The organism is Streptomyces sp. SAI-170, from assembly GCF_049739565.1.
Taxonomy (GTDB): domain Bacteria; phylum Actinomycetota; class Actinomycetes; order Streptomycetales; family Streptomycetaceae; genus Streptomyces.
The window spans coordinates 1,300,928-1,324,047 of the sequence record NZ_JBMGQD010000001.1 but is presented as its reverse complement, the minus strand read 5'-3'; the positions used below and the strand labels follow the sequence as shown (position 1 = coordinate 1,324,047).

Annotated in this window: 19 protein-coding genes; 13 read left to right on the top strand and 6 right to left on the bottom strand. The window is 72.6% G+C overall.

Annotated features, from left to right (window positions below):
• Window positions 1–38 precede the first annotated feature (38 nt).
• The gene (locus RKD23_RS06095; protein ID WP_424858174.1) at window positions 39–1,049 is read right to left on the bottom strand and encodes a LacI family DNA-binding transcriptional regulator; all 1,011 of its coding nucleotides are present in this window, start codon (window positions 1,047–1,049) and stop codon (window positions 39–41) included.
• 217 nt (window positions 1,050–1,266) lie between these two features.
• On the opposite strand from RKD23_RS06095, the gene RKD23_RS06090 reads away from it, so the two are divergent.
• From RKD23_RS06090 to RKD23_RS06045, 10 genes are all read left to right on the top strand, one after another.
• Window positions 1,267–2,553 carry an ABC transporter substrate-binding protein gene (locus RKD23_RS06090; protein WP_424852696.1) on the top strand — a complete coding sequence of 429 codons (1,287 nt, stop codon included), beginning with the start codon at window positions 1,267–1,269 and terminating at the stop codon, window positions 2,551–2,553.
• Window positions 2,554–2,559: 6 nt separating this feature from the next.
• A complete protein-coding gene (locus tag RKD23_RS06085; protein ID WP_424852695.1) occupies window positions 2,560–3,501 on the top strand; it encodes a carbohydrate ABC transporter permease in 942 nt (313 codons plus the stop codon).
• Window positions 3,498–4,328 carry a carbohydrate ABC transporter permease gene (locus RKD23_RS06080; RefSeq protein ID WP_424852694.1) on the top strand — a complete coding sequence of 277 codons (831 nt, stop codon included), beginning with the start codon at window positions 3,498–3,500 and terminating at the stop codon, window positions 4,326–4,328. The genes RKD23_RS06085 and RKD23_RS06080 overlap by 4 nt, the downstream gene beginning before the upstream one ends.
• A 40-nt stretch (window positions 4,329–4,368) precedes the next feature.
• Window positions 4,369–5,634 (top strand): glycoside hydrolase 5 family protein, encoded by a 1,266-nt coding sequence (locus RKD23_RS06075; RefSeq protein ID WP_424852693.1) that lies wholly within the window; start codon window positions 4,369–4,371, stop codon window positions 5,632–5,634.
• Complete coding sequence (locus tag RKD23_RS06070; RefSeq protein ID WP_424852692.1) at window positions 5,631–7,727, top strand: endo-beta-N-acetylglucosaminidase; 2,097 nt, start codon at window positions 5,631–5,633, stop codon at window positions 7,725–7,727. Before RKD23_RS06075 ends, RKD23_RS06070 begins: the two co-directional genes overlap by 4 nt.
• Before the next feature lie 11 nt (window positions 7,728–7,738).
• The gene (locus tag RKD23_RS06065) at window positions 7,739–10,756 is read left to right on the top strand and encodes an alpha-mannosidase (protein ID WP_424852691.1); all 3,018 of its coding nucleotides are present in this window, start codon (window positions 7,739–7,741) and stop codon (window positions 10,754–10,756) included.
• Between the two features lie 149 nt (window positions 10,757–10,905).
• On the top strand, window positions 10,906–11,892 hold the full coding sequence (locus RKD23_RS06060; RefSeq protein ID WP_424852690.1) for an aldo/keto reductase: 987 nt from the start codon (window positions 10,906–10,908) through the stop codon (window positions 11,890–11,892).
• Window positions 11,893–11,943: 51 nt separating this feature from the next.
• On the top strand, window positions 11,944–12,447 hold the full coding sequence (locus RKD23_RS06055; RefSeq protein WP_424852689.1) for a DUF3995 domain-containing protein: 504 nt from the start codon (window positions 11,944–11,946) through the stop codon (window positions 12,445–12,447).
• Window positions 12,444–12,971, top strand: a complete 528-nt coding sequence (locus tag RKD23_RS06050; RefSeq protein ID WP_424852688.1) for an RNA polymerase sigma factor — start codon at window positions 12,444–12,446, stop codon at window positions 12,969–12,971. Before RKD23_RS06055 ends, RKD23_RS06050 begins: the two co-directional genes overlap by 4 nt.
• Entirely contained in the window at window positions 12,968–13,444 is a 477-nt protein-coding gene (locus tag RKD23_RS06045; RefSeq protein ID WP_424852687.1) for a hypothetical protein, read from the top strand. The genes RKD23_RS06050 and RKD23_RS06045 overlap by 4 nt, the downstream gene beginning before the upstream one ends.
• Here the strand turns inward: RKD23_RS06045 and RKD23_RS06040 are convergent.
• The 3 genes from RKD23_RS06040 to RKD23_RS06030 form a co-directional block, all read right to left on the bottom strand.
• Window positions 13,437–14,300, bottom strand: a complete 864-nt coding sequence (locus RKD23_RS06040; protein WP_424852686.1) for an Fpg/Nei family DNA glycosylase — start codon at window positions 14,298–14,300, stop codon at window positions 13,437–13,439. The genes RKD23_RS06045 and RKD23_RS06040 overlap by 8 nt on opposite strands.
• A 103-nt stretch (window positions 14,301–14,403) precedes the next feature.
• On the bottom strand, window positions 14,404–16,488 hold the full coding sequence (locus RKD23_RS06035; RefSeq protein ID WP_424852685.1) for a SpoIIE family protein phosphatase: 2,085 nt from the start codon (window positions 16,486–16,488) through the stop codon (window positions 14,404–14,406).
• 105 nt (window positions 16,489–16,593) lie between these two features.
• Window positions 16,594–17,856 (bottom strand): DUF6777 domain-containing protein, encoded by a 1,263-nt coding sequence (locus RKD23_RS06030; protein ID WP_424852684.1) that lies wholly within the window; start codon window positions 17,854–17,856, stop codon window positions 16,594–16,596.
• A 127-nt stretch (window positions 17,857–17,983) separates the two neighbouring features.
• Here RKD23_RS06030 and RKD23_RS06025 point away from each other — a divergent pair, with 127 nt between their 5' ends.
• A complete protein-coding gene (locus RKD23_RS06025) occupies window positions 17,984–19,393 on the top strand; it encodes a lipase maturation factor family protein (RefSeq protein ID WP_424852683.1) in 1,410 nt (469 codons plus the stop codon).
• A 10-nt stretch (window positions 19,394–19,403) separates the two neighbouring features.
• Here RKD23_RS06025 and RKD23_RS06020 read toward each other — a convergent pair whose 3' ends face one another.
• On the bottom strand, window positions 19,404–20,288 hold the full coding sequence (locus tag RKD23_RS06020) for a LysR substrate-binding domain-containing protein (protein WP_424858173.1): 885 nt from the start codon (window positions 20,286–20,288) through the stop codon (window positions 19,404–19,406).
• 142 nt (window positions 20,289–20,430) lie between these two features.
• Here RKD23_RS06020 and RKD23_RS06015 point away from each other — a divergent pair, with 142 nt between their 5' ends.
• Window positions 20,431–21,165: a flavodoxin family protein gene (locus RKD23_RS06015; RefSeq protein ID WP_424852682.1), complete on the top strand. Its 735-nt coding sequence runs from the start codon at window positions 20,431–20,433 to the stop codon at window positions 21,163–21,165.
• Between the two features lie 20 nt (window positions 21,166–21,185).
• On the opposite strand, the gene RKD23_RS06010 is transcribed toward RKD23_RS06015, so the two are convergent.
• Window positions 21,186–22,367, bottom strand: coding sequence for a PP2C family protein-serine/threonine phosphatase (locus RKD23_RS06010; protein ID WP_424852681.1), 1,182 nt, complete (start codon window positions 22,365–22,367; stop codon window positions 21,186–21,188).
• Between the two features lie 189 nt (window positions 22,368–22,556).
• Here RKD23_RS06010 and RKD23_RS06005 point away from each other — a divergent pair, with 189 nt between their 5' ends.
• Window positions 22,557–23,111, top strand: coding sequence for an isochorismatase family protein (locus RKD23_RS06005; RefSeq protein ID WP_424852680.1), 555 nt, complete (start codon window positions 22,557–22,559; stop codon window positions 23,109–23,111).
• Window positions 23,112–23,120: the final 9 nt, after the last annotated feature.

The window sequence follows — 23,120 nt, the reverse complement described above, 5'->3', positions numbered from 1 at the left end:
TAGGCGGGCCGTACGTCGAGAGGGGGCGGGCCGGCACCTCACTCCGCGCGGGCCACCCCCGTGCTCTCCCTCCCCAGCAGCCGCGGCACCGGCACCCGCACCGTCCGGGCCGGCCCTCCGTCCAGCAGCGCGGTCAGCTCCGTGGCGGCCGTGCGGCCGAACTGGACGCTGTCGCGGGAGAGGGCGGACAGGCGGGGGCGGACCATGCGGCACAGGGCCGAGTCCTCCCAGGCGACCACCGAGACGTCGCCCGGGACGGAGAAGCCCAGTTCGGCGGCCGCGGCGACGCCGGCGACGGCCATGACGTCGTTGTCGTAGATCAGCGCGGTCGGTGCCGGGGCCGCGGTGAGGACCCGGCGGGTCACCGCCGCGCCCGCCTCGTCGGAGTAGTCGGTGGTCACCGAGCGGACCTCCGTCAGGCCCCGCCGCTCCGCCTCGGCGCGCAGGGTGCGGATCCGGCGCTGGGTGTGCGCGAGGCCCGTGAGGCCGGCGATGTGGACGATCCGGCGATGGCCGAGGCCGTGCAGTTCGTCCACCACCGCGGCCATCGCGCCCGCGTCGTCCGCCCACACCGTCGACAGGCCGGGGTGCCGCTCGTCAGGTGCGCCGCCGATCACCACGGCGGGCAGGCCGAGTTCGTCCAGCAGGTCGGGCCGCGGGTCGTCGGTGCGCGGGTCGGCGACCAGCAGTCCGTCCACCCGGTGCTCGGCCCACCACCGCCGGTACACCGCGCACTCGTCGGCCACGTCCTCCACCACCTGGAACAGCAGGCCCAGATGGCGCTCCGCCAGCACCTCCTGGATGCCGGAGACCAGTTGGAGGAAGAACGAGTCCACGCCGAGCGTGTCGGCCGGCCGGGCGAGCACGAACCCGACCGTCGCGGCCCCCTCCCCGGACAGCGCCCGCGCCGCCGTGCTGGGCCGCCAGCCGAGCTGCTCGGCGACCCGGCGCACCTTCTCGCGGGTGTCGTCGGAGACCCCGGGCCGGCCGTTCAGCGCGAAGGAGACGGCGCTCTGGGAGACCCCGGCATGCCGGGCGATGTCCTTCATCGTCGGCCGCCGGGCCGGTGAACGCCTGCCCTGCACACTGCCTCCCCATTCCCCGCGGCGGTTTCCGGACAGTACAGCTAATGCGCTTCAGCTTCGTCAACCTAATGCGCATTAGCGCTAAACAAATTAGCTGTGCGCGATGGATTGACGACCCTGCGCGGCGGCGTGCAAGGTCTCCGTCGTTGGCCAACTCCGGCACAAAGGAGACCCGTTCGGCATGCCTCTTTCCCGCAGAACCTTCGCAGCCGCCGCCCTGTGCACCCTTCTGCCGCTGAGCGCCTGCGGCTCCGGCGACGACGGCGGCACGAGTGACGCCTCCGGCAAGGTCGAGGGCGACATCACCTTCCAGACCTGGAATCTCCGGGCCAACTTCAAGCCGTACTTCGAGGATCTGATCGCGGAGTTCGAGAAGAAGCACCCCGGCACCCGGGTCAAGTGGATCGACCAGCCCGCCGAGGGCTATGCCGACAAGATCAGCGCCGACGCGGCCGGCGGCACCCTGCCCGACGTCGTCAACGTCTCCCCGGACCTCGTCGCCCCGCTCGCCAAGGCGGGCCTCGCCCTGGACCTGGACAAGGCGGCCGGGAAGTACAGGAAGGAGTACCTGGAGGGCGCCTGGGCCGGGCACCAGGTGCCGGGCATGACCGGGACGTACGCCTTCCCCTGGTACCTCAACACCGGCCCGCTGTTCTACAACAAGTCCCTCTTCGAGAAGGCCGGCCTCGACCCCGAGCAGCCGCCGCGGACGTACGACGAACTCTTCGACGACGCCCTGCAGTTGGCGAGGAAGAGCGACGGCGAGGTCGCCACCCTCGCCAACGTGCCCACCATCGAGGACTTCGGCCGCTACGGCGTCCCGCTGATGAACGACGAGGGCACCGGCTTCGCCTTCAACGACCCCAAGGGCGTCGAACTCCTCACCAAATACAAGGAGTTGTACGACGCCAAGGCCCTCGACCCGCAGGCGCTGACCGCCACGCCCGAGTCGTCCGGCAAGAAGTTCCTCACCCAGGCCGTCGCCATGAACCCCGGCAGCGCCCTCGACCTCGGCAACTTCAAGAAGCAGGCGCCCGGCCTGTACGAGAACATCGGCATCACCGACCAGATCACCAGCACCGGCCACGCCAACATGTATGTGATGGGCGTGATGGTCAACGCGCAGAGCAGGCGCACGCCGGCCGCCGTCGAGTTCGCGCACTTCGTCACCGACGCCGCGCACCAGATGTCGTTCGCCCGGCAGGTCGCCATCTTCCCCAGCACCGCCGGCTCGCTCGACGACCCGTACTTCACCAAGGAGGACGGCACCGACGAGACACGCGTACGCGTCGCCGCCGCCAAGTCGCTGAAGACAGCCGTCAATTACACGCCGGTGCTGTTCAGCGAGCAGATGAAGACCGAGCTGCGCAACGCCGTCGCCCGTGCGCTCCAGGGCAAGGAGAGCCCCGAGGCGGCTCTTGACAACGCTGTCGAGGCCTGCGACCGGCTTCTGCGGCAGCAGGGCTGAGCGAGCATGGCCTCTTCGACCGTCACCCGGTCGCGACCTCGGGAGCGGAGCGGGACGCGGCCTCCGGCGCCACGCCGGGTGCGGCGCCAACTGCCGACCAGCCCCTGGCTGTTCGCCGCTCCCGGGCTGCTCGTCGCCGGCGCGTTCGTGCTGTACCCGTTCCTGTCCACCGTGACGAACGCCTTCACGGACCGGCGCACCCTGATCCCGGGACAGTTCGTCGGCCTCGCCAACTTCCGCGAGATGCTCCACGACGACATGTTCTGGATCGGCCTGCGCAACAGCACGCTCTACGTCCTCGGCGTCGTCCCCGCGCTGGTGATCCTGCCGCTGCTGCTGGCCCTGCTGGTGCAGCAGAACATCCCCGGCATCGCCTTCTTCCGGTCCGCCTTCTACACCCCGGTCGTCGCCTCGATCGTCGTCGTGGGTCTGATCTGGGTGTGGCTGCTGGACGAACGCGGGCTCGTCAACGCACTGTTGGAGGCCGTCGGCGTCGGCCGGGTCGGGTTCCTCAGCGACCAGTGGCTGCTGCTGCTCAGCGCCATGGCCGTCACGGTCTGGAAGGGCCTCGGCTACTACATGATCATCTACCTCGCGGCCCTGGCGAACGTGCCGCGCGAACTCCACGAGGCCGCCGCGGTGGACGGCGCCGGTGCCGTGCGGCGCTTGCTCACGGTCACCGTGCCCGCCGTCCGGTCCACCATGGTGCTCGTCGGCGCGCTGTCGTCGGTGGCCGCGTTCAAGGTGTTCTCCGAGGTGTATCTGATGGCCGGCCCCAGCGGCGGCCCGGCGGGCGAGGACACCACCCTCGTCATGCTGGTCCAGCGCACCGGCACCGGCCTGACCGGCCGCGTCGGATACGCCTCCGCCCTGTCCGTCGTCGTCTTCGTCGTCACCGTCGCCCTGATGCTGCTCGTGCTGCGGGCCGACCGGAAGGAGGCGGCATGAGAGGGGCACGCACGGGTGAACTGGTGCTGCGGTACGTGTTGTTGCTGGCCGTCCTGGCCCTCACCGTCGGGCCGTTCCTCTGGCAGCTGTCGACGTCCCTGAAGGGCCCGACCGAGGACATCTACAGCTCCCCGCCGAGCTTCGTGCCCTCGGATCCGACGCTCCACAACTACGAACGGGTCGCCGACACCATCCCCGTCTGGGACTACGCCCTGAACTCCCTGAAGGTCGCCGGCGCCAACGTCGTCACCAACTGCGTCGGCTCCGCGCTCGCCGGATACGCGCTGGCCCGGCTGCGCTACCGCGGCCGCCGCGCCGCCACGCTGGCGTTCGTCCTGGCCATGCTCGTGCCCGTGGAGGGCATCATCATCGCCCAGTTCACGACCATGCGGGAGCTGGGCCTGAACAACACCCTGATCGGCGTGGTGCTGCCCGGCTGCATCGGCGCGATGAACGTGCTGCTGATGCGCAACGCCTTCCTCAACCTGCCGTACGAGATCGAGGAGGCGGCCTACGTCGACGGGGCGAACGTCTGGCAGCGGTTCCTGCGGATCGCGCTGCCGTCGGTCAAGGGGACCGTGGCCGTCGTCGCGATCTTCGCCTTCATGGGCGCCTGGGACGACTTCCTGTGGCCGCTGATCGTGCTGAGCGACCCGTCCAAGTTCACGCTGACCATCGGCCTCAACTACCTGCACGGCACCTTCGCGAACGACGAACGCCTCGTCGCCGCGGGCACGGTCATCGCCGTGGCCCCGCTGATCGCCCTCTTCGCCTGTCTCCAGCGGTACTTCTTCCGCGGGGTCGGCGAGGGCGCCGTGAAGGGCTGAGGCCGCCTTTCGCGCCTCCTTAACGTCACAAGGACACCGCATGCCTCCTGCCGTGCGCTTCGGCGTCAACTACACGCCCAGCGAAGGGTGGTTCCACCACTGGCTCGACTTCGACCTCGACTCCGTACGCGCCGACCTCGACTCCGTCGCCGCCCTCGGCCTGGACCACATCAGGGTCTTCCCGCTGTGGCCGTACTTCCAGCCGAACCGCTCGCTGATCCGCGGCCGGGCCGTCGAGCAGCTGGTGCAGCTCGTGGACGCGGCCGGCGAACGCGGTCTGGACGTCAACGTGGACGGCCTGCAAGGGCACTTGAGCAGCTTCGACTTCCTGCCCGCCTGGACCCGCACCTGGCACCGGCGCAACCTCTTCACCGACCCGTCGGTGATCCAAGGCCAGGCCGCCTACCTGCGCACCCTCGCCGCCGCGCTCGCCGGCCGGGCGAACTTCCTCGGCATGACCCTCGGCAACGAGATCAACCAGTTCGCGGCCGACCCACACCCCGACCCCGACCGGGCGAGCGCCGACGAGATCGACGCCTGGCTGGAGCGGATGCTCGCCGCCTGCGAGGAGGGCGCCCCCGGCCGGCTCCATCTGCACGCCGAGTACGACGCGACCTGGTACCAGGACGACCAGCCCTTCACCCCGGCGCAGGCCGCCCGGCGCGGGGACGTCACGGCCGTGCACTCCTGGGTCTTCAACGGCACCGCCCAACGGCACGGCCGTACGTCCGTCCCCACCGAGCACCACGCCGCGTATCTGATCGAGCTCGCCAAGGCCTGGGCCGACGACCCGCACCGGCCCGTCTGGCTCCAGGAGGTCGGCGCCCCCGCGCCGCTCATCCCGCCCGAGCACGCGGCGGACTTCACCGCGGCCACCGTGGCGAACGCCCTGGACTGCCCCGACCTGTGGGGCATCACCTGGTGGTGCTCGCACGACGTCTCGCGAGACCTCGCCGACTTCCCCGAACTCGAGTACGGCCTGGGCCTGTTGACCAATGACCGGCGGCCCAAGGAGGCGGCCCTCGCCCTCGCCCGGGCCGCGCGCGAGGGGACTCGCGCGCCCGAAGCCCGTACGACCGCCCTGGTCGTGCCCGCCGACCCGGGCGCCCGCTCGCGCTGCGCGCCCGGCGGACCCGTCTTCGACGCCTTCTTCCGGCTCACCGCCGACGGGGCCCGACCCACCACCGTCCTCGACACCCGCGCCGACGACAAGGAACACCTGGCCGCGCGCGGCATCACCGAGACCGTCACTCCCGAACAGGTACTCCCCGCCCCACCCGGACTCCCAGGAGGCACCCGCTCGTGAACCCCACCAGACGTACCGTGCTCCTCGCCGGAGCGACCGCCGCGATGGTCCCCGCCCTTCCCGCGCTTCAGGCGCATCCCGCCGAGGCCGCGGAGGCCGCCGGGGCCGCCGGGGCCGCGGGAGCCACGCCCCGCGCCGCCTCCCTCCAGCCGTACGCCTCGTACTGGTACCCGGACTCCCTGCCCTCCGGCACGCCCGGCCCCGGCATCACCTGGCGCAGCCTGAAGAGCTGGCGCGCGGCCGAGGACACCGACCTGGCCTTCAACGCGTCGACCGTCCCGCTCGCCCCGCGCTTCACACCGGCCCCCGCGAACGCCACCGCCCGCGACGGGCAGGCCCGCATCCAGTCGCTGGTGTCCTTCGGGCCGACGTCGGGCAACCCCTCGCAGGGCTCGGCCACCGCCGACTACTACGCCCTCACCCACTGGGCGTACATCGACGAGCTGGTGTTCTGGGGCGGCTCGTCCGGCGAGGGGCTGATCCTCGCCCCGAACGCGCCGATCGTGGACGCCGCCCACCGGCACGGCGTGCGCGTCCTCGGCAACATCTTCCTGCCGCCGGCCGCGTACGGCGGACAGCTGCGGTGGACCCGCGACCTGGTGCAGAAGGACGCCGCCGGACGGTATCCGCTGGCCGCGCGGCTGGTGGAGGTCGCCGCGGCGTACGGCTTCGACGGATGGTTCGTGAACGCCGAGACCGGCGGCGGCGACTCGGCGCTGGGGGCGGCCATGCTGGGTTTCCTTCGGGAGCTTCGGGCGCTGGCGGCGGCCCGTGGGCAGCGGGTGACCTGGTACGACGCGATGACGGTGAACGGCACGGTGAGCTGGCAGGGCGGCCTGACCTCGCAGAACGAGCCGTTCTTCCTGGCCGCCGACGACATGTTCGTCGACTTCCGCTGGACGGCCTCGCGGCTCGCCTCCTCCGGGCAGCGCGCCGAGCGGCTGGGACGCAGCCGGTACGCGCTGTGGGCGGGCGTCGACGTCGAGTCGAACGGCTGGAACTCGACGGTGAACTGGGACGCGATCGTGCCCGCGCAGTCGCCGGACGTCGTCTCGCTCGGCTTCTACCGGCCCGAGTGGACGCGCAACCACCTGCCGGCGGACGGGCGCGCGCCGGTCGACTTCCACGCGGCGGACGACCGGTTCTGGACCGGGCGGTCCGCGGACCCCTCGCGGCCGGACACGGCGGACCCGTGGCGGGCGCCGGCGGTGGTGGTGGCCGACCGGTCGACGGTGACGTCGGTGCCGTTCGCGAGCGTGTTCAACACCGGGCACGGGTTGCGGTGGTACGAGGAGGGGCGCGTGACCTCGGCCGCGCCCTGGAACCACCTCGGCCTCCAGGACAGGCTGCCGTCGCGACGGTGGGCCGTGCACACGTCGGGCGGCAGCGGGGTGCGGCCGGCTGTGAACTTCGATTTCGCCGACGCGTGGCGTGGCGGGAGCAGTGTGCTTCTCGCGGGTGAACTGGACGCGCCGGTGGTGCTGGATGTGTATGCGACACGGCTGCCGGTGGGTGTTGACGGAGTTCACGCGGTTGTCGAGCTGACCGACCGGATCGACGAGGGCGCGGTGAAAGTCGAGTTGGCCGTCGCCACCGCCGAGCCGAGCACGCCCGGGGCGACGCCGCCGTACAGATATTTCCCTGTGAACTCGGTCAACACCTGGCACACCACGACCGTGCAGCTCACAGGGCTCACCGGGGCCGACACCATTCAGGCCCTAGGCGTCCGTCTCACGCCCGCCGCCGGCTCCGGCTCCGGGCCCGTCCCCGTGCGCTGGCGGCTCGGCGGGATCGCCGTCCGCACCGCACCCGCCCAGACCCCGGCCGCCCCCACCGGCTTCCGCATCACCGCGGCCTCGGACGGCGAGTTGCGCCTCGCCTGGAACCCCGCCCCCGGAGGCGTGCGCCACTACACCCTGCACCGCCTGCTCCCCGACGGCACCCGCCGCTTCCTCGGTGCCACCTGCCAGCGCGCCTACTTCCTCGGCGGGCTCCAGCGCGAGCAGGGCGAGCGTGCGGCGCGGTTCGAACTGCGCGCGGTGGGGGAGCTGTACACCTCGTCGGACCCCGTGACCGTCACCCGTCCCTGGTAGGAGCACCCCACATGCATGACGACCGCACCCTCGTCGAGGCCCGGCTGAGGCGTGTCCTCGACGAACGCATCCGTCCCGCCGTGTACCCCGAGTCCGTGCCGCTGGAGGTGGCCGTCTGGCACGCCCCCGACGAGCCGGTCCCGGTCGCCGAGGGCTTCGCGGCCGAGCCCGCGCCGATCGAGGTGGGCTCCCGGTGGGGTGCTCCCTGGGGCACCAGCTGGTTCCGGGTGACGGGCACGGTGCCCGAGGCCTGGGCCGGGCGGACCGTCGAGGCGATCCTGGACCTCGGCTTCGACGAGAACATGCCCGGCTTCCAGTGCGAGGGCCTGGTCTACCGGCCCGACGGCACCCCGGTGAAGGGCCTCAACCCGCGCAACCAGTGGGTGCGCATCGGCGCGCCCGTCGAGGGCGGCGAGGAGGTGCGGCTGCACATCGAGGCCGCCTCCAACCCCGTCATCCTCGACTACCACCCGTTCCGGCCGACGCAGCTCGGTGACAAGGAGACCGCGGGCAGCGAGCCGCAGTACACGCTCGCCCGGATGGATCTCGCCGTCCTCGACGAGACGGTGTGGCAGCTGGTGATCGACCTGGAGGTGCTCGGCGAGCTGATGGCCGAGCTGCCGGTGGACTCCCCGCGCCGGCACGAGATCCTGCGGGCCGTCGAGAGGGCGCTGGACGCGGTCGACCTCCAGGACGTCAACGGCACGGCGGAACAGGCCCGTTCGCACCTGCGGCCCGCCCTCGCCGCTCCCGCTGTGCCCTCCGCGCACCGCATCAGCGCCGTCGGGCACGCGCACATCGACTCGGCATGGCTGTGGCCGCTGCGGGAGACGGTCCGCAAGGTGGCTCGTACGACGGCCAACATGACGGCCCTGCTGGAGGACGAGCCCGACTTCGTCTTCGCCATGTCGCAGGCGCAGCAGTGGGCGTGGGTGAAGGAGCACCGGCCCGAGGTGTGGGCGCGGGTGCGAAAGGCGGTGACCGACGGGCGGTTCGTGCCGGCCGGCGGCATGTGGGTGGAGTCGGACACCAACATGCCGGGCTCGGAGGCGATGGCCCGCCAGTTCGTGCACGGCAAGCGCTTCTTCCTCGACGAGTTCGGCATCGAGAACGACGAGGCGTGGCTGCCCGACACCTTCGGCTTCGCCGCGGGCCTGCCGCAGATCATCAAGGCGGCGGGCGCCAAGCGGCTGCTGACGCAGAAGATCTCCTGGTCGCAGACGAACAAGTTCCCCCACCACACCTTCCGCTGGGAGGGCATCGACGGCACCCGGATCTTCACCCACTTCCCGCCCGTCGACACCTACAACTGCTCGATGAAGGGCAGCGAGATCGCCCACGCGGCCCGCAACTTCAAGGACAAGGGCGTCGCCCGCCACTCCCTCGCCCCCACCGGCTGGGGCGACGGAGGCGGCGGCACCACCCGCGAGATGGTCGCCAAGGCGGCCCGGCTGCGGGACCTCGAAGGCTCGGCGACCGTCGTGTGGGAGACCCCGCGGGACTTCTTCGACAAGGCCGAGGCCGAGTACCCCGAGCCGCCCGTCTGGGTCGGCGAGCTCTACCTCGAACTGCACCGCGCCACCCTCACCAGCCAGGCCCAGACCAAGCAGGGCAACCGGCGCAGCGAACACCTGCTGCGGGAGGCCGAACTGTGGGCGGCCACGGCTGCCGTGCGCACCGGATTCCCGTATCCGTACGAGGAGTTGGACCGGATCTGGAAGACGGTCCTGCTGCACCAGTTCCACGACATCCTGCCCGGCTCGTCCATCGCCTGGGTGCACCGCGAGGCCCGCCGGACCTATGTCCGGTTGGCCGAGGAGCTGAACGGCGTCATCGACGCGGCCCAGCGCGCGCTGGCGGGTGAGGGGGCGCGCGAGCTGGCCTTCAACTCCGCGCCGCACGGCAGGAACGGGGTCGCCGCGGGCGGAGCCGGAACCCCCACCGCCGCACTGCCGGTCGAGCCCGCCCCGCGCGTCGGGGGCGGCTTCGTCCTCGACAACGGTCTGCTCCGGGTCGAGATCGACGCACAGGGGCTGGTCGTCTCGGCGTACGACATCGAGGCCGACCGCGAGACGATCGCACCGGGCCGGGCCGCGGGCCTGCTTCAACTGCACCCGGACTTCCCCAACATGTGGGACGCCTGGGACGTCGACAAGTTCTACCGCAACGCGGTCACCGACCTCACCGACACCGACGAGATCACGGCCACCGAGGCCGGCGCTGTCCGGGTCGTGCGGTCCTTCGGCGACTCGCGTGTCACGCAGGTGCTGACGCTGGCGCCGGGGGAGCGGCGGCTGGTGCTGGACACGGAGGTCGACTGGCACGAGACGGAGAAGTTCCTCAAGCTGGCGTTCCCCCTCGACGTGCACGCCGAACGGTACGCGTCCGAGACGCAGTTCGGGCACTTCCACCGGCCCACCCACACCAACACCTCATGGGAGGCCGCCAAGTTCGAGGCCTGCAACCACCGCTTCGTCCATGTCGCGGAACCCGGCTGGGGCGTGGCGGTCGTCAACGACTCGACGTACGGCCACGACGTGACCCGCACGGTCCGCTCCGACGGCGACCTCGGTACGACGACCACGGTCCGGGTGTCCCTGCTGCGCGCCCCGCGCTTCCCCGACCCCGAGACCGACCAGGGCGTCCACCGCTTCCGGCACGCCCTCGTGCCGGGCGCGGACATCGCCGACGCGGTCCGCGAGGGCTGGCGGGTGAACCTGCCCGAGCGGCACCTGACCGGCGCGCGGGAGGTGGCCCCGCTGGTCACGGTCGACCAGGACGCGGTCGTCGTCACCGCGGTGAAGCTCGCCGACGACGGCAGCGGTGACGTGGTCGTCCGCTTCCACGAGGCCCACGGCGGCCGCTGCCGCGCCACCCTGACGCCCGGGTTCGAGTTCGCGGAGGTGCAGGTCACCGACCTGCTGGAGCGCCCGCTGACCGAGGTACCCGCGCCACGGAGCGACGGCGGGCGGATCGCCGTACGGCTGCGGCCGTTCGAGCTGGTCACCCTGCGGCTGCGCAGGAGCTGAGCACGGTCCGGGATTTGGCGGTATCCGAACCTTTTGCCGGGCCTGATCGGCCTGATAGGCATGCGGTCGCCGATGCCCCGGACCGAAAGGCCCTCCGTGACCAGGTACCTCGACCATCCGCACCCGCACACCACCCGGCCGGTGACCCGGTGAACCGGCTGGGCCGCAGCGCCGTCAGGGTCAGCGAGCTGGCCTTCGGCGGCAGCGCCATCGGCAACCTCTTCACGGAGGTCACCGAGACACAGGCGCACGAGGCGGTGGCCGCCGCCTGGCAGCGCGGTGTCCGCTACTTCGACACCGCGCCGCACTACGGCCTCGGCCTGTCCGAGCGCCGCCTGGGCGCGGCCCTGCGCGAGCGTCCCCGGGCGCAGTACGCGATCTCCACCAAGGTCGGCCGGCGCCTGGAGCCGTCCGACCGGGGCGGCGACGACCTCGCGCAGGGCTTCGCCGTCCCCGCCACGCACCGCCGTGTCTGGGACTTCAGCGAGGACGGCGTACGGCGCACCCTGGAGGGCAGCCTGGAGCGGCTCGGCCTCGACCACGTCGACATCGTCTATCTGCACGACCCCGACGACCACGCGGAGGAGGCCTTCCGGGAGGGCTATCCGGCGCTGGAGAAGCTCCGCGCGGAGGGCGTGGTCGGCGCCATCGGGGCGGGCATGAACCAAGCGGAGATGCTCACCCGGTTCGTCCGCGACACGGACGTCGACGTGGTGCTGTGCGCGGGGCGCTACACCCTGCTCGACCAGCAGGCCCTGATCGAGCTGCTGCCCGCCGCGCTGGACCGCGGCACGTCCGTCGTCATCGGCGGCGCGTTCAACTCCGGTCTGCTGGCCGACCCGAGACCGGGGGCGACCTACAACTACGCCACCGCGCTGCCCGAGTTGCTGCACCGCGCCCTGCGGCTGAAGGCCGTCGCCGCCCGCCACGGCACCACACTGCGCGCCGCCGCCCTGGCCTTCTGCGCGGCCCACCCGGCCGTCGCCGCGGTCCTGGTCGGCGCCCGCTCGGCCCATGAAGTCGTCGACTGCGCCCACCAGTTCGCGGCCCCTGTCCCTGCCGACCTGTGGCGGGAGCTGCGGGAGACGGGGCTGCTGCCGCCGGAGGCCCCCGTGCCCGGGGAAGCAACCGTGTGACGCCCTTCACAGGAACCTTCCGTCCTCCCGCCTCCTCCTCGGACTGTCGGCATGTCCGCACCCGAGGAGGAACCCACCATGGAGCACATCACCCGGCGCCGCGCGGGCCAGGCCGTGGCCGCGCTGCTGGCCCTGGACGGCCTGGCGCACGTGTACTGGGCCACCGGCGCGACCTGGCCCGCGGCCGACGACCGCGCCCTCTCGCTCGCCGTCCTCGGCACCGAAGTCCCCTTCACCGCACCGGTGGTGCTGCCGCTGGCCGCGCTGCTGTTCACCTCCGCCGCGGCCGTCCTCGGCCGGGCCAGGGGACGCGGCGGCCGGCGGACCCGGCGGCTGCTGCGGCTCGTCACCCTCGCCGTCGCCGCCGGGCTGCTGATCCGCGGGACGGCCGGCATCGCCTGGGCGCTGGGCCTGGGCGACGACGCGGGCCCCGTCTTCCACCGGCTGAACCTGCTGCTCTACACGCCGGTGTGCCTGGTCTTCGGCCTCGCCGCCGCCCGCGCGGCCCTCCCGGCCACCGACCGCGCAGGCGTCCCTGGGAGACTCGCCCGGTGACGGAGAGCACGCCGAGCGAGGCGCGGGCGCATGCCGAGGGCATCGCGCTCGCCCGCGCCGCGCGCCGGGGCGACACCCTGGCCATGCAGGACCTGCTCGGCCTGCTGACCCCGTACGTCGCCCGGATCTGCACGCCCATCGCGCTCTGTGGCGGCCCCGACGCCACCCAGGAGGCGCTGGTCGTGGTGTTCCGCTCCCTGCGCTCGCTGCGGGAGCCCGAGGCGCTCTACGGCTGGGTGCGGGCCATCGCCGTACGCGAGGCGGTACGGATCGCCCGGCGCGACGCCCGGGACCGGCCCGCCGAGCTCACCGAGCTGCCCGAGCGCGGCGATCCGCAGCTAGGCGCCGACATCCGCGACGTCCTGGCCCGGCTGGCACCCGAACACCGGGCCGTGCTGGTCCTGCGCGACATCGAGGGACTGGACGAACAGGCCGCCGCGGCCCTGCTGGACGTCCCCACGGGCACCGTCAAATCCCGGCTGCACCGCGCCCGGGCGAGCTTCAGAAGGGCGTGGTCCGCATGACCGCCGAACCCGTGTGGCCCACCTCCGGCCTGGACGACGTGCGCAGGCTGCACATCATGGCCGCCGCCCTCCCCGGCGCCCGGGTCGCCGAGCGCGTCCTGCCCGCCGCACCGGCCGAGGTGTGGGCCGTGATGGGCGACCTGGAGGGCGCGTTCGGGCGGTTCCAGCCGGACATGCGGCACCTGACCGTCGTACGCCGCGACGGCGAGCGCGTCGAGGCCCTCGCCCGCAGCCGCTACGGCATGCGCGCCCGGCTGCACGGCGTGGTGCGGCCCGGCTGGTGCTGGCTGCAGAGCCGCTTCCTCGTCATCGGCATGGCCACCGCCCCCGCACCCGGCGGCGGCACCCGCGTCGCCCTGACCGGCGGCGTACGCGTACCGGGCAGGGCGGCGATCGTCCCGTTCGGCACCCGGCGCGAACTGGGCCGCGCCATGGACCGGTTGGCCGAGCACGTACGGGGAGCGGCTACTTGAGCAGCCGCGACAGCCTGCGGTCGGCGAGCGGTTTGCCGCCCGTCTGGCAGGTCGGGCAGTACTGGAGCGACGAGTCGCTGAAGGAGACCTCGCGGATGGTGTCGCCGCAGACCGGGCAGGGTTCGCCGGTGCGGCCGTGGACGCGCAGGCCGCTCTTCTTCTCGGCCTTCAGGCGGCCCGCGGCCAGGCCCCGGGAGCGCTCGACCGCCTCGGTGAGGGTGGTGCGCAGGGCGTCGTAGAGGCGGGAGGTCTCCTCGGGGGTGAGGGACGCGGCCAGCTTGAACGGGGACATCTTCGCGGCGTGCAGGATCTCGTCGCTGTAGGCATTGCCGACACCGGCGATCAGGCTCTGGTCGCGCAGGGCGCCCTTGAGCTGCCGTCGCTCATCCGCGAGCAGCGCGGCGAAGCGGGCCTCGTCGAAGTCGTCGGCGAGCGGGTCGGGGCCGAGCCGCGAGATGCCCTCCACCTGCCCCGGGTCGTCGACGACGTACACCGCGAGCCGCTTCTGCGTCCCGGCCTCGGTCAGGTCGAAGCCCGCGCCCGTCTCCAGGGCGACCCGCAGGGCGAGGGGGCCCTTGCCGGGGCGGGGCGGGCCGTCGGGCAGGCGGTCCTTCCAGTGCAGCCAGCCCGCGCGTGCCAGGTGGGTGACCAGATGCGGTCCGCCGTCCGTGGCGAGGTCGAGGAACTTGCCGTACCGGTGCACGGCGCCGACCTCGCGGCCCTCCAGGGCGCTGAGCGGTGGGTCGTACGTCTTCAGGACGCTGATGGCGACCGGCAGCACCCGGACGATCTCGTGGCCGACCAGGTTCTCGGTCAGGAAGTCCTTCAGCGCTTCGACCTCGGGGAGTTCCGGCATACATCCAGGGTGCCATCGGGGCCGAGCGACCTCATGTCGCCCAGGGTGCCATCGGGGCCGAGCGACCTCATGTCGCCCAGAGTGCCATCGGGGCCGCGCGACCTCATGTCCCCTGCGCCACCTCGAACTCGCACCACACGCACTTGCCGCCGCCGCGCGCCTCCACGCCCCAGTCGTCGGTGAGCAGGTCCACCAGCAGCAGGCCGCGGCCCGAGACGCCCGAGTCGCCCGCCTCGCGGCGGCGCGGCAGGGCGCTGGAGGAGTCCTCGACCTCCACCCGCAGCCGCCGGCCGCCCGCCAGGGACCGCAGGGTCACGATCGAGGCGCCCTCGGTGTGCATCAGGGCGTTGGTGATCATCTCGTCTGCGACGAGCACGATCTCCTCCGCACGGTCGCGGGCGCCCCAGGCGCGCACGGCGGTACGGACCATCCGGCGGGCCTCGCGCAGGGCCTCCGGATCGCCGGAGGCCACATGCTGCTGGAGCCGGCCGCCCGTCTGGGGCGCGTCCATGCCGCGGCGGTGCAGCAGGAGCAGGGCCACGTCGTCGTCGCCGCCGCGTTCCTCGGCGAGGTCGATGAGCATGTCCGCCAGACGCTTTACGTCCTCGGGGCCCGAGGCGATGAGCGAGGTGAGGGTGCGCATGCCGTCGTCGAGGTCGGCGCCGGGCTGCTCGACCAGGCCGTCCGTGCACAGCAGCAGGGTATGGCCCGGGTCCAGCTCGATCGTGGACACCGGGTACTCCAGGCTGCCGAACTCCGCGGACAGGCCGAGCGGCAGCCCTCCCGCGACGGTGACCCGGCGGCAGGTGCCGTCGGTCTGCCGCACGAGCGGGTCGATGTGCCCCGCGCGCACCACCTGCACCACTCCGGTGGCCAGGTCGGCCTCGGCGTACAGACAGGTCGCGAAGCGGTCGGTGTCGAGTTCGTGCAGGAAGACGGAGGCGCGGGCCATCACGGTCGCCGGGGTGTGGCCCTCGGCGGCGTACGCGCGCAGCACGATCCGCAGCTGGCCCATGACGGCGGCCGCGTGCGTGTCATGGCCCTGGACGTCGCCGATGACCGCGCCGACCCGCCCGCCGGGCAGCGGGATCAGGTCGTACCAGTCGCCGCCGATGTCACGGCCCTGGGAGCCGCCGATGGTCGCGGCACGGTAGCGGACGGCGACGTCGGCGCCGCGCACGCTGGGGATGGTGCGCGGCAGCATGGCCTGCTGGAGGCCCTGGGCGATGTCCTTCTCCTGCTCGTAGAACATGGCCCGTTGCAGGCTCTGGGCGATGCTGCTGCCGAGGGCGACGAGGATGTTGCGCTCCTCGGCGCTGAAGCCCTGGCGGTCGTTGTAGAGCAGGCCCATCGCGCCGATCGGCCGGGCCTGGACGATCAGCGGCAGATACGCGGCCGCGGTGATCTTCAGGTCGGTGATGTGCGGCCACAGGATGGGATAGCCCGCCGCGAACTCCTCCGGGGACTCGATGAACCGGGGGCTGAGGGTGCGCACGACCTCGCTCATCGGGTACGGCTCGTCGATGCCGGTGACGTCGGTGCCGGGCACGAAGCTGCCCGTCGGCCCCTCGGCGATCAGCCGGATGCGGCCCGCCTCCACCAGGCCCATGACCAGGCTGGTCGCGCCGAGGTGGGTCAGCCCGTGGGTGTCCTTGATGACGTCGATGACGTCCTGGACGGTCCGCGCGTGGGCGAGGGCGGCCGTGGCCATCTGGATCACGCTGCTCTGGTCGAGACGGACGTCGTCGCCCATCAGACGGCGGCTGTGCGCCTCGCTCTCGGCGAGTTCCGGGGTGGCGTCGCGGACGATGCCGATGATGCGCCGCGGCCGTCCGGTCTCGTCCCGGCGGATGTAGCCCTGGGTGTGGGTCCAGCGCAGGGTGCCGTCGCGGCAGCGGACCCGGAAGTAGGCGCCGTAGTTCTCGCTGCCGTCCTTGAGCGCCTGCGACACCATCGCGTCCAGCCGGCGCGCCTCGCCGGGCGGCACCCGCAGGCCGAGGGTCTCGGGGTGGTCGTCGTACTCCTCGGGCAGCACGTCGAACACCTCGTGGGCCCGGGCGTCCATCGTCATCAGGCCGGTGCCCAGGTCCCAGTCGAAGGTGCCCATACGGTTCAGCGCGAGCGCCGAGTCCGCGTGGGCGGGCCAGTCGTCCGGGAGTGACAGCGCGCTCGCTCCCCGGTCAGCCATGGGCCCACCTTGCCAGTGTTCGACCGATTCTTCGACCGGGGCCGCCCGGCCGGGCGGCCCCTTTCGCGGGCGTACGGCCGGGAGGGCCCGTGGCGGGCGCACGGCTCACCCGGCGAAGACGTCGGTGGGGCTGCCGAAGATGCTCTCGGCGGTGCCGCTGCGGGTGCCGGCCGTGTCGTCCGGGACGTCGTCCGGGATCAGGCCGCCGCTGTCGGGAAGGTCGGGGGAGTCCGGGACGGTCTCGGGGCCGACGTCCTCCGACGGGGTGCGCGGGGCCGTCTGCGTGCCGGGCGAGCTCGGACGGCTCGGCGGATTCGGCAGGCTCGGGAGGCTCGGCGGTGTGGCGGTCAGCGTGGCCGCCGGGCAGTCCCCGGGCGTGGGCGGCACGGTCGCGAGGCCGGTGCTGCCGGGGGTGACGGTGACCGTCGGGGTCACGCAGCCGGACGGCGGCGACGGCGGCAGCGGCCGGCCGGGCTCGGAGGCGTCCGGGGGCGCGAACTCGTCATGCGTCCCCGGGCTGGACGTGCTCGGCGTGGCCGGGGCCGGCGTGCTGGGACGGGGGCTCCTGCTCGCGCTCTCCAGCTCGCTCGGCGTCGGGGGCCGGGTCGTCGCCCAGGCGGGCGGGCGTACGGGGCGGTCGTGCCGGGTGTCGTGGCCGCAGCGGCGCTCGATCCAGGTGTGGTCGACGACGTCGATGATCGTGATGTGGGTGATCACCTCGGGTGCCGGAGTCACCACGACCACCTGGGAGGGCCGGTAGCCGGACCAGGCGCTGCCCTTCGTCGCCGGGGCGCGGTCCGTCGCGGTGGGCGGCAGCAGCGGGTTGCCGCAGGCGCAGCGCACCCGCGGCACGCCCCGGGTGTCGACGAGGACGGCCGTGCCGGACTGCAGCACGGACGGGAAGGCGGTGGCCCGGCCGTCGCGGTAGCCGTGGTTGGTGACCTGCGTGTCGGCGCGCAGCACGACCGGCGTCAGGCCGCGCAGATAGCCGGGCACGGCCTGCGGGGTGATGCCCTCGACGTCGGCGAAGGCACGCGCCCTGGCCGGGTCGGCGGTGAGGTACTCGATCTGCCGGGGCACGTCACAGCTGCCGGCCCGCTCCATGCCGCCGTACAGGCCGGGGGTGGCTCCGGAGACGGAGCGCGGCCGGGACGGCGGCTCGGCGGGCCGGGACGCCCGTGTGTCCGGTCCTGCGCCGGAGGCGTCCGTGGAGCCGGTGAAGGGGTCGGGCCCCTGGGCCGCGACGGGCTGGAGGAGGACCTCCTCGCCCGCCCCGGCCGACTGCGCGAGTTCGACGGCGCAGCCGGTGGCGAGCAGTGCCGTCGTGAGGGCGACTGCGGCGACGAGGGTTCGGATGGGTGACCGCACCACGTTCTCCCGCCTGGTTTCGGGCAATACCTCCCTATTGTTTGCTTCACTCACTTGGGTTACGCAAACGGAACAAGGCGACACACAGAGTGACCGGCGGGACAATGGAGGGAGAGGAGCGACGGCCGTGGACTGGTTCACCGCACCCGACTACTGGCTGAGCCGGCTGGTCTTCCAGCGGGCCCTGGCCGCCGTGTACCTCGTGGCCTTTCTGACGGCCGCCCTGCAGTTCCGTGCGCTGATGGGCGAGCGGGGCATGCTGCCGGTGCCGCGCTTCGTCGCCCGGGCGCCGTTCCGGCAGGCGCCCAGCCTGTTCCAACTCCACTACTCCGACCGCTTCTTCGCGGCCTGCGCCTGGACGGGCTGCGCGGTGTCCGCGGGGCTGGCCGCGGGGGTCGACTCGCTGCTGCCGCTGTGGGGCGCGATGCTGCTGTGGGTGGTGCCGTGGGTGCTGTACCTGTCCATCGTCAACGTCGGCCAGACCTGGTACTCGTTCGGCTGGGAGTCGCTGCTCCTGGAGGTCGGCTTCCTCGCGGTGTTCCTCGGCAACGACGAGGTCGCGCCGCCGATCGTGGTGCTGTTCCTGCTGCGCTGGATCCTGTTCCGGGTGGAGTTCGGCGCGGGGCTGATCAAGATGCGCGGCGACGCCTGCTGGCGCAGCCTCACCTGCCTCGACCACCACCACGAGACGCAGCCGATGCCGGGCCCGCTGAGCTGGTTCTTCCACCATCTGCCGCGACCCCTGCACCGGGTCGAGGTCGCCGCCAACCATGTCACGCAACTCGGCGTGCCCGTCCTGCTGTTCACGCCCCAGCCGATCGCCTCCGCCGCGGCCGCGCTGATGGTCGTCACCCAGCTGTGGCTGGTGCTGTCCGGCAACTTCTCCTGGCTGAACTGGATCACCATCGTGCTGGCCCTGTCGGCGATCGAGTTCCCCGCCGATCCGCCGTCCGTGCCGGACGCCCCGCTCTGGTACGAGGTGGTCGTGCTCGCCGTCGCCGCCCTGCTTGTCTTCCTCAGCTACCACCCGGTGGTGAACATGATCTCCCGGCGACAGGTCATGAACCGCTCCTTCGATCCACTGCACCTGGTCAACACCTACGGCGCGTTCGGCAGCGTCAGCCGGGTCCGCTACGAGGTGGTGGTCGAGGGCACGCTGGACGACACCCCGCGCGCCGCGTCCGACTGGCGGGAGTACGAGTTCAAGGGCAAACCCGGTGATCCCCGGCGCTGGCCGCGGCAGTTCGCCCCCTACCATCTGCGGCTGGACTGGCTGATGTGGTTCGCCGCGCTGTCCCCCGCCTACGCCGGGGCGTGGTTCGGGGCGCTGGTGGAGCGGCTGCTGGAGAACGACCGCGACACCCTGAAGCTGCTGCGCCGCTCACCCTTCCCGCCGGACACCCCGCCGCGGTTCGTACGGGCCCGGCTCTTCCGCTACCGGTACACGACCTGGCGGGAGCTGCGGGAGACGGGGGCCTGCTGGGAGCGGACGTACGTGCGCGAGTATCTGCCGCCGACGCGGCTGGACAACCTTTGACGGGGGGCGCTCAGGGGGACCCTGCGGCGGCCTGGAGCAGCAGGTCGCGCAGTGCCGTGGCGGTGTGCGACGGCTCGGCGGGGGTGAGGACGACCTGGTCGACGGTGGTCGACGGGCCGGTGAGGGGGATGACGCGCAGACCGGGCGGCCGGTGGTCGAGGGCCGACTCCACGGTGATGCCGATGCCCGTCCCCGCGGCGACATGCGCGGCGATGGCGTGCACGCTGTCGGCGGTCCTGATGATGCGCAGATCGGCCCCGCCGATGTGGAAGGCGGACAGCAGGCGGTCGCAGAGACCGCTGTTGATCTGGTGGGGCCAGGTGAGCAGCCCGGTGGTGGACAGCTCGGCCGCGCTCAGCTCGGGGCGGTCGGCGAGGGGGTGGGCCGCGGGCACGAGCGCCATGAACCTCTCGGTGGACAGCACCCTCGCCGTCACGCCGGTGACGCCGTCGGTCGCCCAGCCGATGCCCAGCCCGATCGTCTCCGCCCGCAGGGCGGTGAGCTGGGCTGTGGTCGGCATGGCCTCCGGCACGATCGTCACATCGGGAAAGAGGCCGCGCAGTTCCGGCAGACAGCGCAACAGCAGCTGGTGGCCGGTGTATTCGGCGTGGGCGACGACGAGGGTGGCGCCGGTCCGGTCACCGGCGGCGAGGGAGCGTCCGCGCTGCTGGAAGCGGCGCAGCTGGGCCAGCGCCGCGTGCGCGTCGGGCAGCAGCGCCTCACCGAGGCCGGTCAGGGAGACCCGGCGGCTGGTGCGGTGGAACAGCCGCCCGCCCAGAGCGTTCTCCAGCCGTCGGACCGCGTCGCTGACGGTGGGCTGCCCCCGGTGCAGACGCGCGGCGGCGCGGCCGAAGTGGAGTTCTTCCGCGACCGCGACGAATGCTTCCAGTTCCATCCTGTCCACGGCACCAGGCTAACGCGATCGATCGGTGCGACCGATCGTTGTGTGCCGAAGACCGGCGTTGATGCCGTGCCGTCCGCGGGATGTGATGAACGGGCGAACAGGAACGCCCCGACTACCGAAAGCGCGAAGAGACATGACAGTCAATGACGTTGCCCGTGAGCAGGACGAGCCGACGGTCACGGTGACGGTGGTGTACCACTCGGTGCACGGCCACACCCGCGTCCTGGCCGAGCAACTCGCCGACGGAGCACGGCTCGTGCCGGGCGCGCGGGTGCACCTCGTGGAGATCCGGGCGCAGGACGTCGTCGCGGGCCGCTGGCACGACGCGGAGACGCTGGCGCTCCTGGAACGCTCCGACGCGATCGTCCTCGGCTGCCCGACCCTGATGGGCAGCGTGTCGGCGGTGTTCAAGGCGTTCATGGAAGCGGCGTTCACCCCGTTCGTGACACAGGCATGGAAGGACAAACTGGCCGGAGGGTTCACCATGTCCGCCTCGCAGAGCGGCGACAAGCTCGCGGTCCTGGAACAACTGGCCGTCTTCGCCGCGCAGTTGGGCATGCAGTGGGTCGGCGTGGGTGACATGCCGGGCAACAACTGGAGCGGCGGCTCCCGCGACGATGTGAACCGGCTCGGCTCATGGCTGGGCCTGATGAGCCAGAGCCACGCCGACCAAGGGCCCGAGCACGCCGGCTCGCGCGGCGACCTGATCACCGCGCAGCGGTACGGCGAGCGCATCGCCCGGCTGACGCAGCGTTGGGTCAACGCCGTGCCGTACGACACCCCCCGCATGACCGAACACGAGGCCCGCGCCCTGTCGGCCTCCCTGAGGGAGACGGACGAGGCGCCGACGGCGCTGACCGGCGCCTGATCCCGGAGCGGCTGAGCGGCTCAGTGGGTCGGGGGCCACCACTCCAGGAGCAGGATCGTGGCGTCGTCCCGCAGCCTGTTGGGCTGTGCGTCCAGCAGCGTGTGGATCAGCCGGCGCAGGATCTCCGGGGCGAGCTCACCGGCGGCGGTGGCGCGGATGACGAAGTCCGCGAACCGGGTCAGGCCCAGCTCCTCGCCGTCGTGCGTACGGGACTCGGTGACCCCGTCGGTGTACATCAGCACCCGGTCGCCCGGCTCCAGCGCGATCTCGTGGCACTGCCGGCCCCGGTCGGTGAGCAGGGACGGCAGGCCCATCGGCGGATCGGGCTCGCGCGCCAGGGCGTCGACGAGGAGCCGCTGGTCGCGGATGAGCAGCGGAGTGGGATGCCCGCAGTTGCTCCAGCGCAGCATGCCGCTCTCCAGGTCCAGCTGGGCGAGGATGCCGGTGCAGAACTGGTCCGGCAGCCATGTCGACAGCGCGGTGTCGACGTTCTGCACCAGCTCCGGCAGGTCCGCGCCGGTGCGGCGGGCGTTACGGCACGCGGCCAGCGCCACCGCGCTGGTGAGCCCGGCGGGCAGGTCGTGGCCCATGGCGTCCAGGACCGAGGCGTGCAGCGTCGTCTCGGTCAGCGCGTGGTCGAAGGCGTCGCCGCCCAGCTCGTAGGCGGGCTCCAGCACGGCCGTCGACACGGCGTGCGCGGTGCCGATCGTGCGGGGCGGCAGAAACGCCCGCAGCATCTCCGCGGGCAGCCGCATCGGTTCCGTGCGCGTACGCCGGACGAAGGAGTCCTTGTAGGCCCGCCTGGACGTCACCAGCATGCCCATCAGGGTCGCGAGCGCCCTGCCGCGCCGCAGCGAGAGCGGGGTCAGCTCGGGGCAGTGCACGGCGAGGACGCCCAGCCGCTCGGCGCCGTCCAGCAGCGGCAGCCAGGCCGTCAGGCCCCCGGAGTCCGAGTCCGTCACCCGCAGCGACTGGGTGCGGTAGGCCCATCCGGCCGCCGAGTCGTCGATGGGCAGGGCCGGGACGACGTCGGTCAGCGGCACCAGTTCGTGCTGCTGGAGGTCGGCCAGGTAGACCACGCAGTGCTGGAGCCCGAGCGCCTTGGAGCAGCGGGCCACCGTGGTGGACAGGTCGAGCCGCGCGTTGTCCGAGTCGGCGAGGAATCCCTCCAGGAGGCCGTCACCGCTGTCCGCCGTCACCACACGGCTCCCCTCGTCGGTCCCCCCAACGGTCGGGTGCGTCGTCCAGCAGTCTCACACCGGGCCGCCGCGCCCGCCCGGTGGCAGGGGCCGTACCGGGGACGGCGCCCGCGCACGGAGGGACTGTCAGTGGGGTGTCCTACGCTGGGCGGCACATGATCCACAGGTGAGGGATCCGAACCGGGAGGCACCGTGACCACCTTGCCCGACCGCCCGAACAGCGCCCTGGTCGTCATCGACTTCCAGCAGGACGTCATGGCCGCGGCCCACGACCGCGAGGGCGTCACCGCCAACATCGCCACCCTGATCGACCGGGCCCGGGCCGAGGACGTCGACGTGGTCTGGGTGCAGCACTCCGACGAGGGGCTGCCGCGCGACAGCGAGGGCTGGAGGTTCGTGCCGGAGCTGGTCCGCCGGGACTCCGAGCCCCTGGTGCACAAGAGCTACCGGGACTCCTTCGAGGACACCGATCTGGAGGCGGTGCTGGCCGAGCGGGGCATCGGACGCCTCTTCGTCACGGGCGCGCAGACCGACGTCTGCATACGCTCCACCGTCCACGGCGCCTTCACCCGTGGCTACGACGTCTTCCTCGTCGGCGACGCCCACACCACGGAGGACCTGAGCGCGTACGGCGCCCCGAGCCCGGCCGAGGTGATCGCGCACACCAACTTCTACTGGAAGGGCCAGCGCGCGCCGGGCCGCACGGCGGGCACCGTGGCGACGGCGGAGGTCGACTTCAAGGGCTGAGCCGCGGGC

Bases quoted from the DNA above. Each gene is read 5' to 3' on its own strand.
- RKD23_RS06095 (WP_424858174.1), bottom strand. From the start codon at position 1,049: ATGAAGGACATCGCCCGGCATGCCGGGGTCTCCCAGAGCGCCGTCTCC.
- RKD23_RS06090 (WP_424852696.1), top strand. From the start codon at position 1,267: ATGCCTCTTTCCCGCAGAACCTTCGCAGCCGCCGCCCTGTGCACCCTT.
- RKD23_RS06085 (WP_424852695.1), top strand. From the start codon at position 2,560: ATGGCCTCTTCGACCGTCACCCGGTCGCGACCTCGGGAGCGGAGCGGG.
- RKD23_RS06080 (WP_424852694.1), top strand. From the start codon at position 3,498: ATGAGAGGGGCACGCACGGGTGAACTGGTGCTGCGGTACGTGTTGTTG.
- RKD23_RS06075 (WP_424852693.1), top strand. From the start codon at position 4,369: ATGCCTCCTGCCGTGCGCTTCGGCGTCAACTACACGCCCAGCGAAGGG.
- RKD23_RS06065 (WP_424852691.1), top strand. From the start codon at position 7,739: ATGCATGACGACCGCACCCTCGTCGAGGCCCGGCTGAGGCGTGTCCTC.
- RKD23_RS06055 (WP_424852689.1), top strand. From the start codon at position 11,944: ATGTCCGCACCCGAGGAGGAACCCACCATGGAGCACATCACCCGGCGC.
- RKD23_RS06045 (WP_424852687.1), top strand. From the start codon at position 12,968: ATGACCGCCGAACCCGTGTGGCCCACCTCCGGCCTGGACGACGTGCGC.
- RKD23_RS06040 (WP_424852686.1), bottom strand. From the start codon at position 14,300: ATGCCGGAACTCCCCGAGGTCGAAGCGCTGAAGGACTTCCTGACCGAG.
- RKD23_RS06035 (WP_424852685.1), bottom strand. From the start codon at position 16,488: ATGGCTGACCGGGGAGCGAGCGCGCTGTCACTCCCGGACGACTGGCCC.
- RKD23_RS06020 (WP_424858173.1), bottom strand. From the start codon at position 20,288: ATGGAACTGGAAGCATTCGTCGCGGTCGCGGAAGAACTCCACTTCGGC.
- RKD23_RS06015 (WP_424852682.1), top strand. From the start codon at position 20,431: ATGACAGTCAATGACGTTGCCCGTGAGCAGGACGAGCCGACGGTCACG.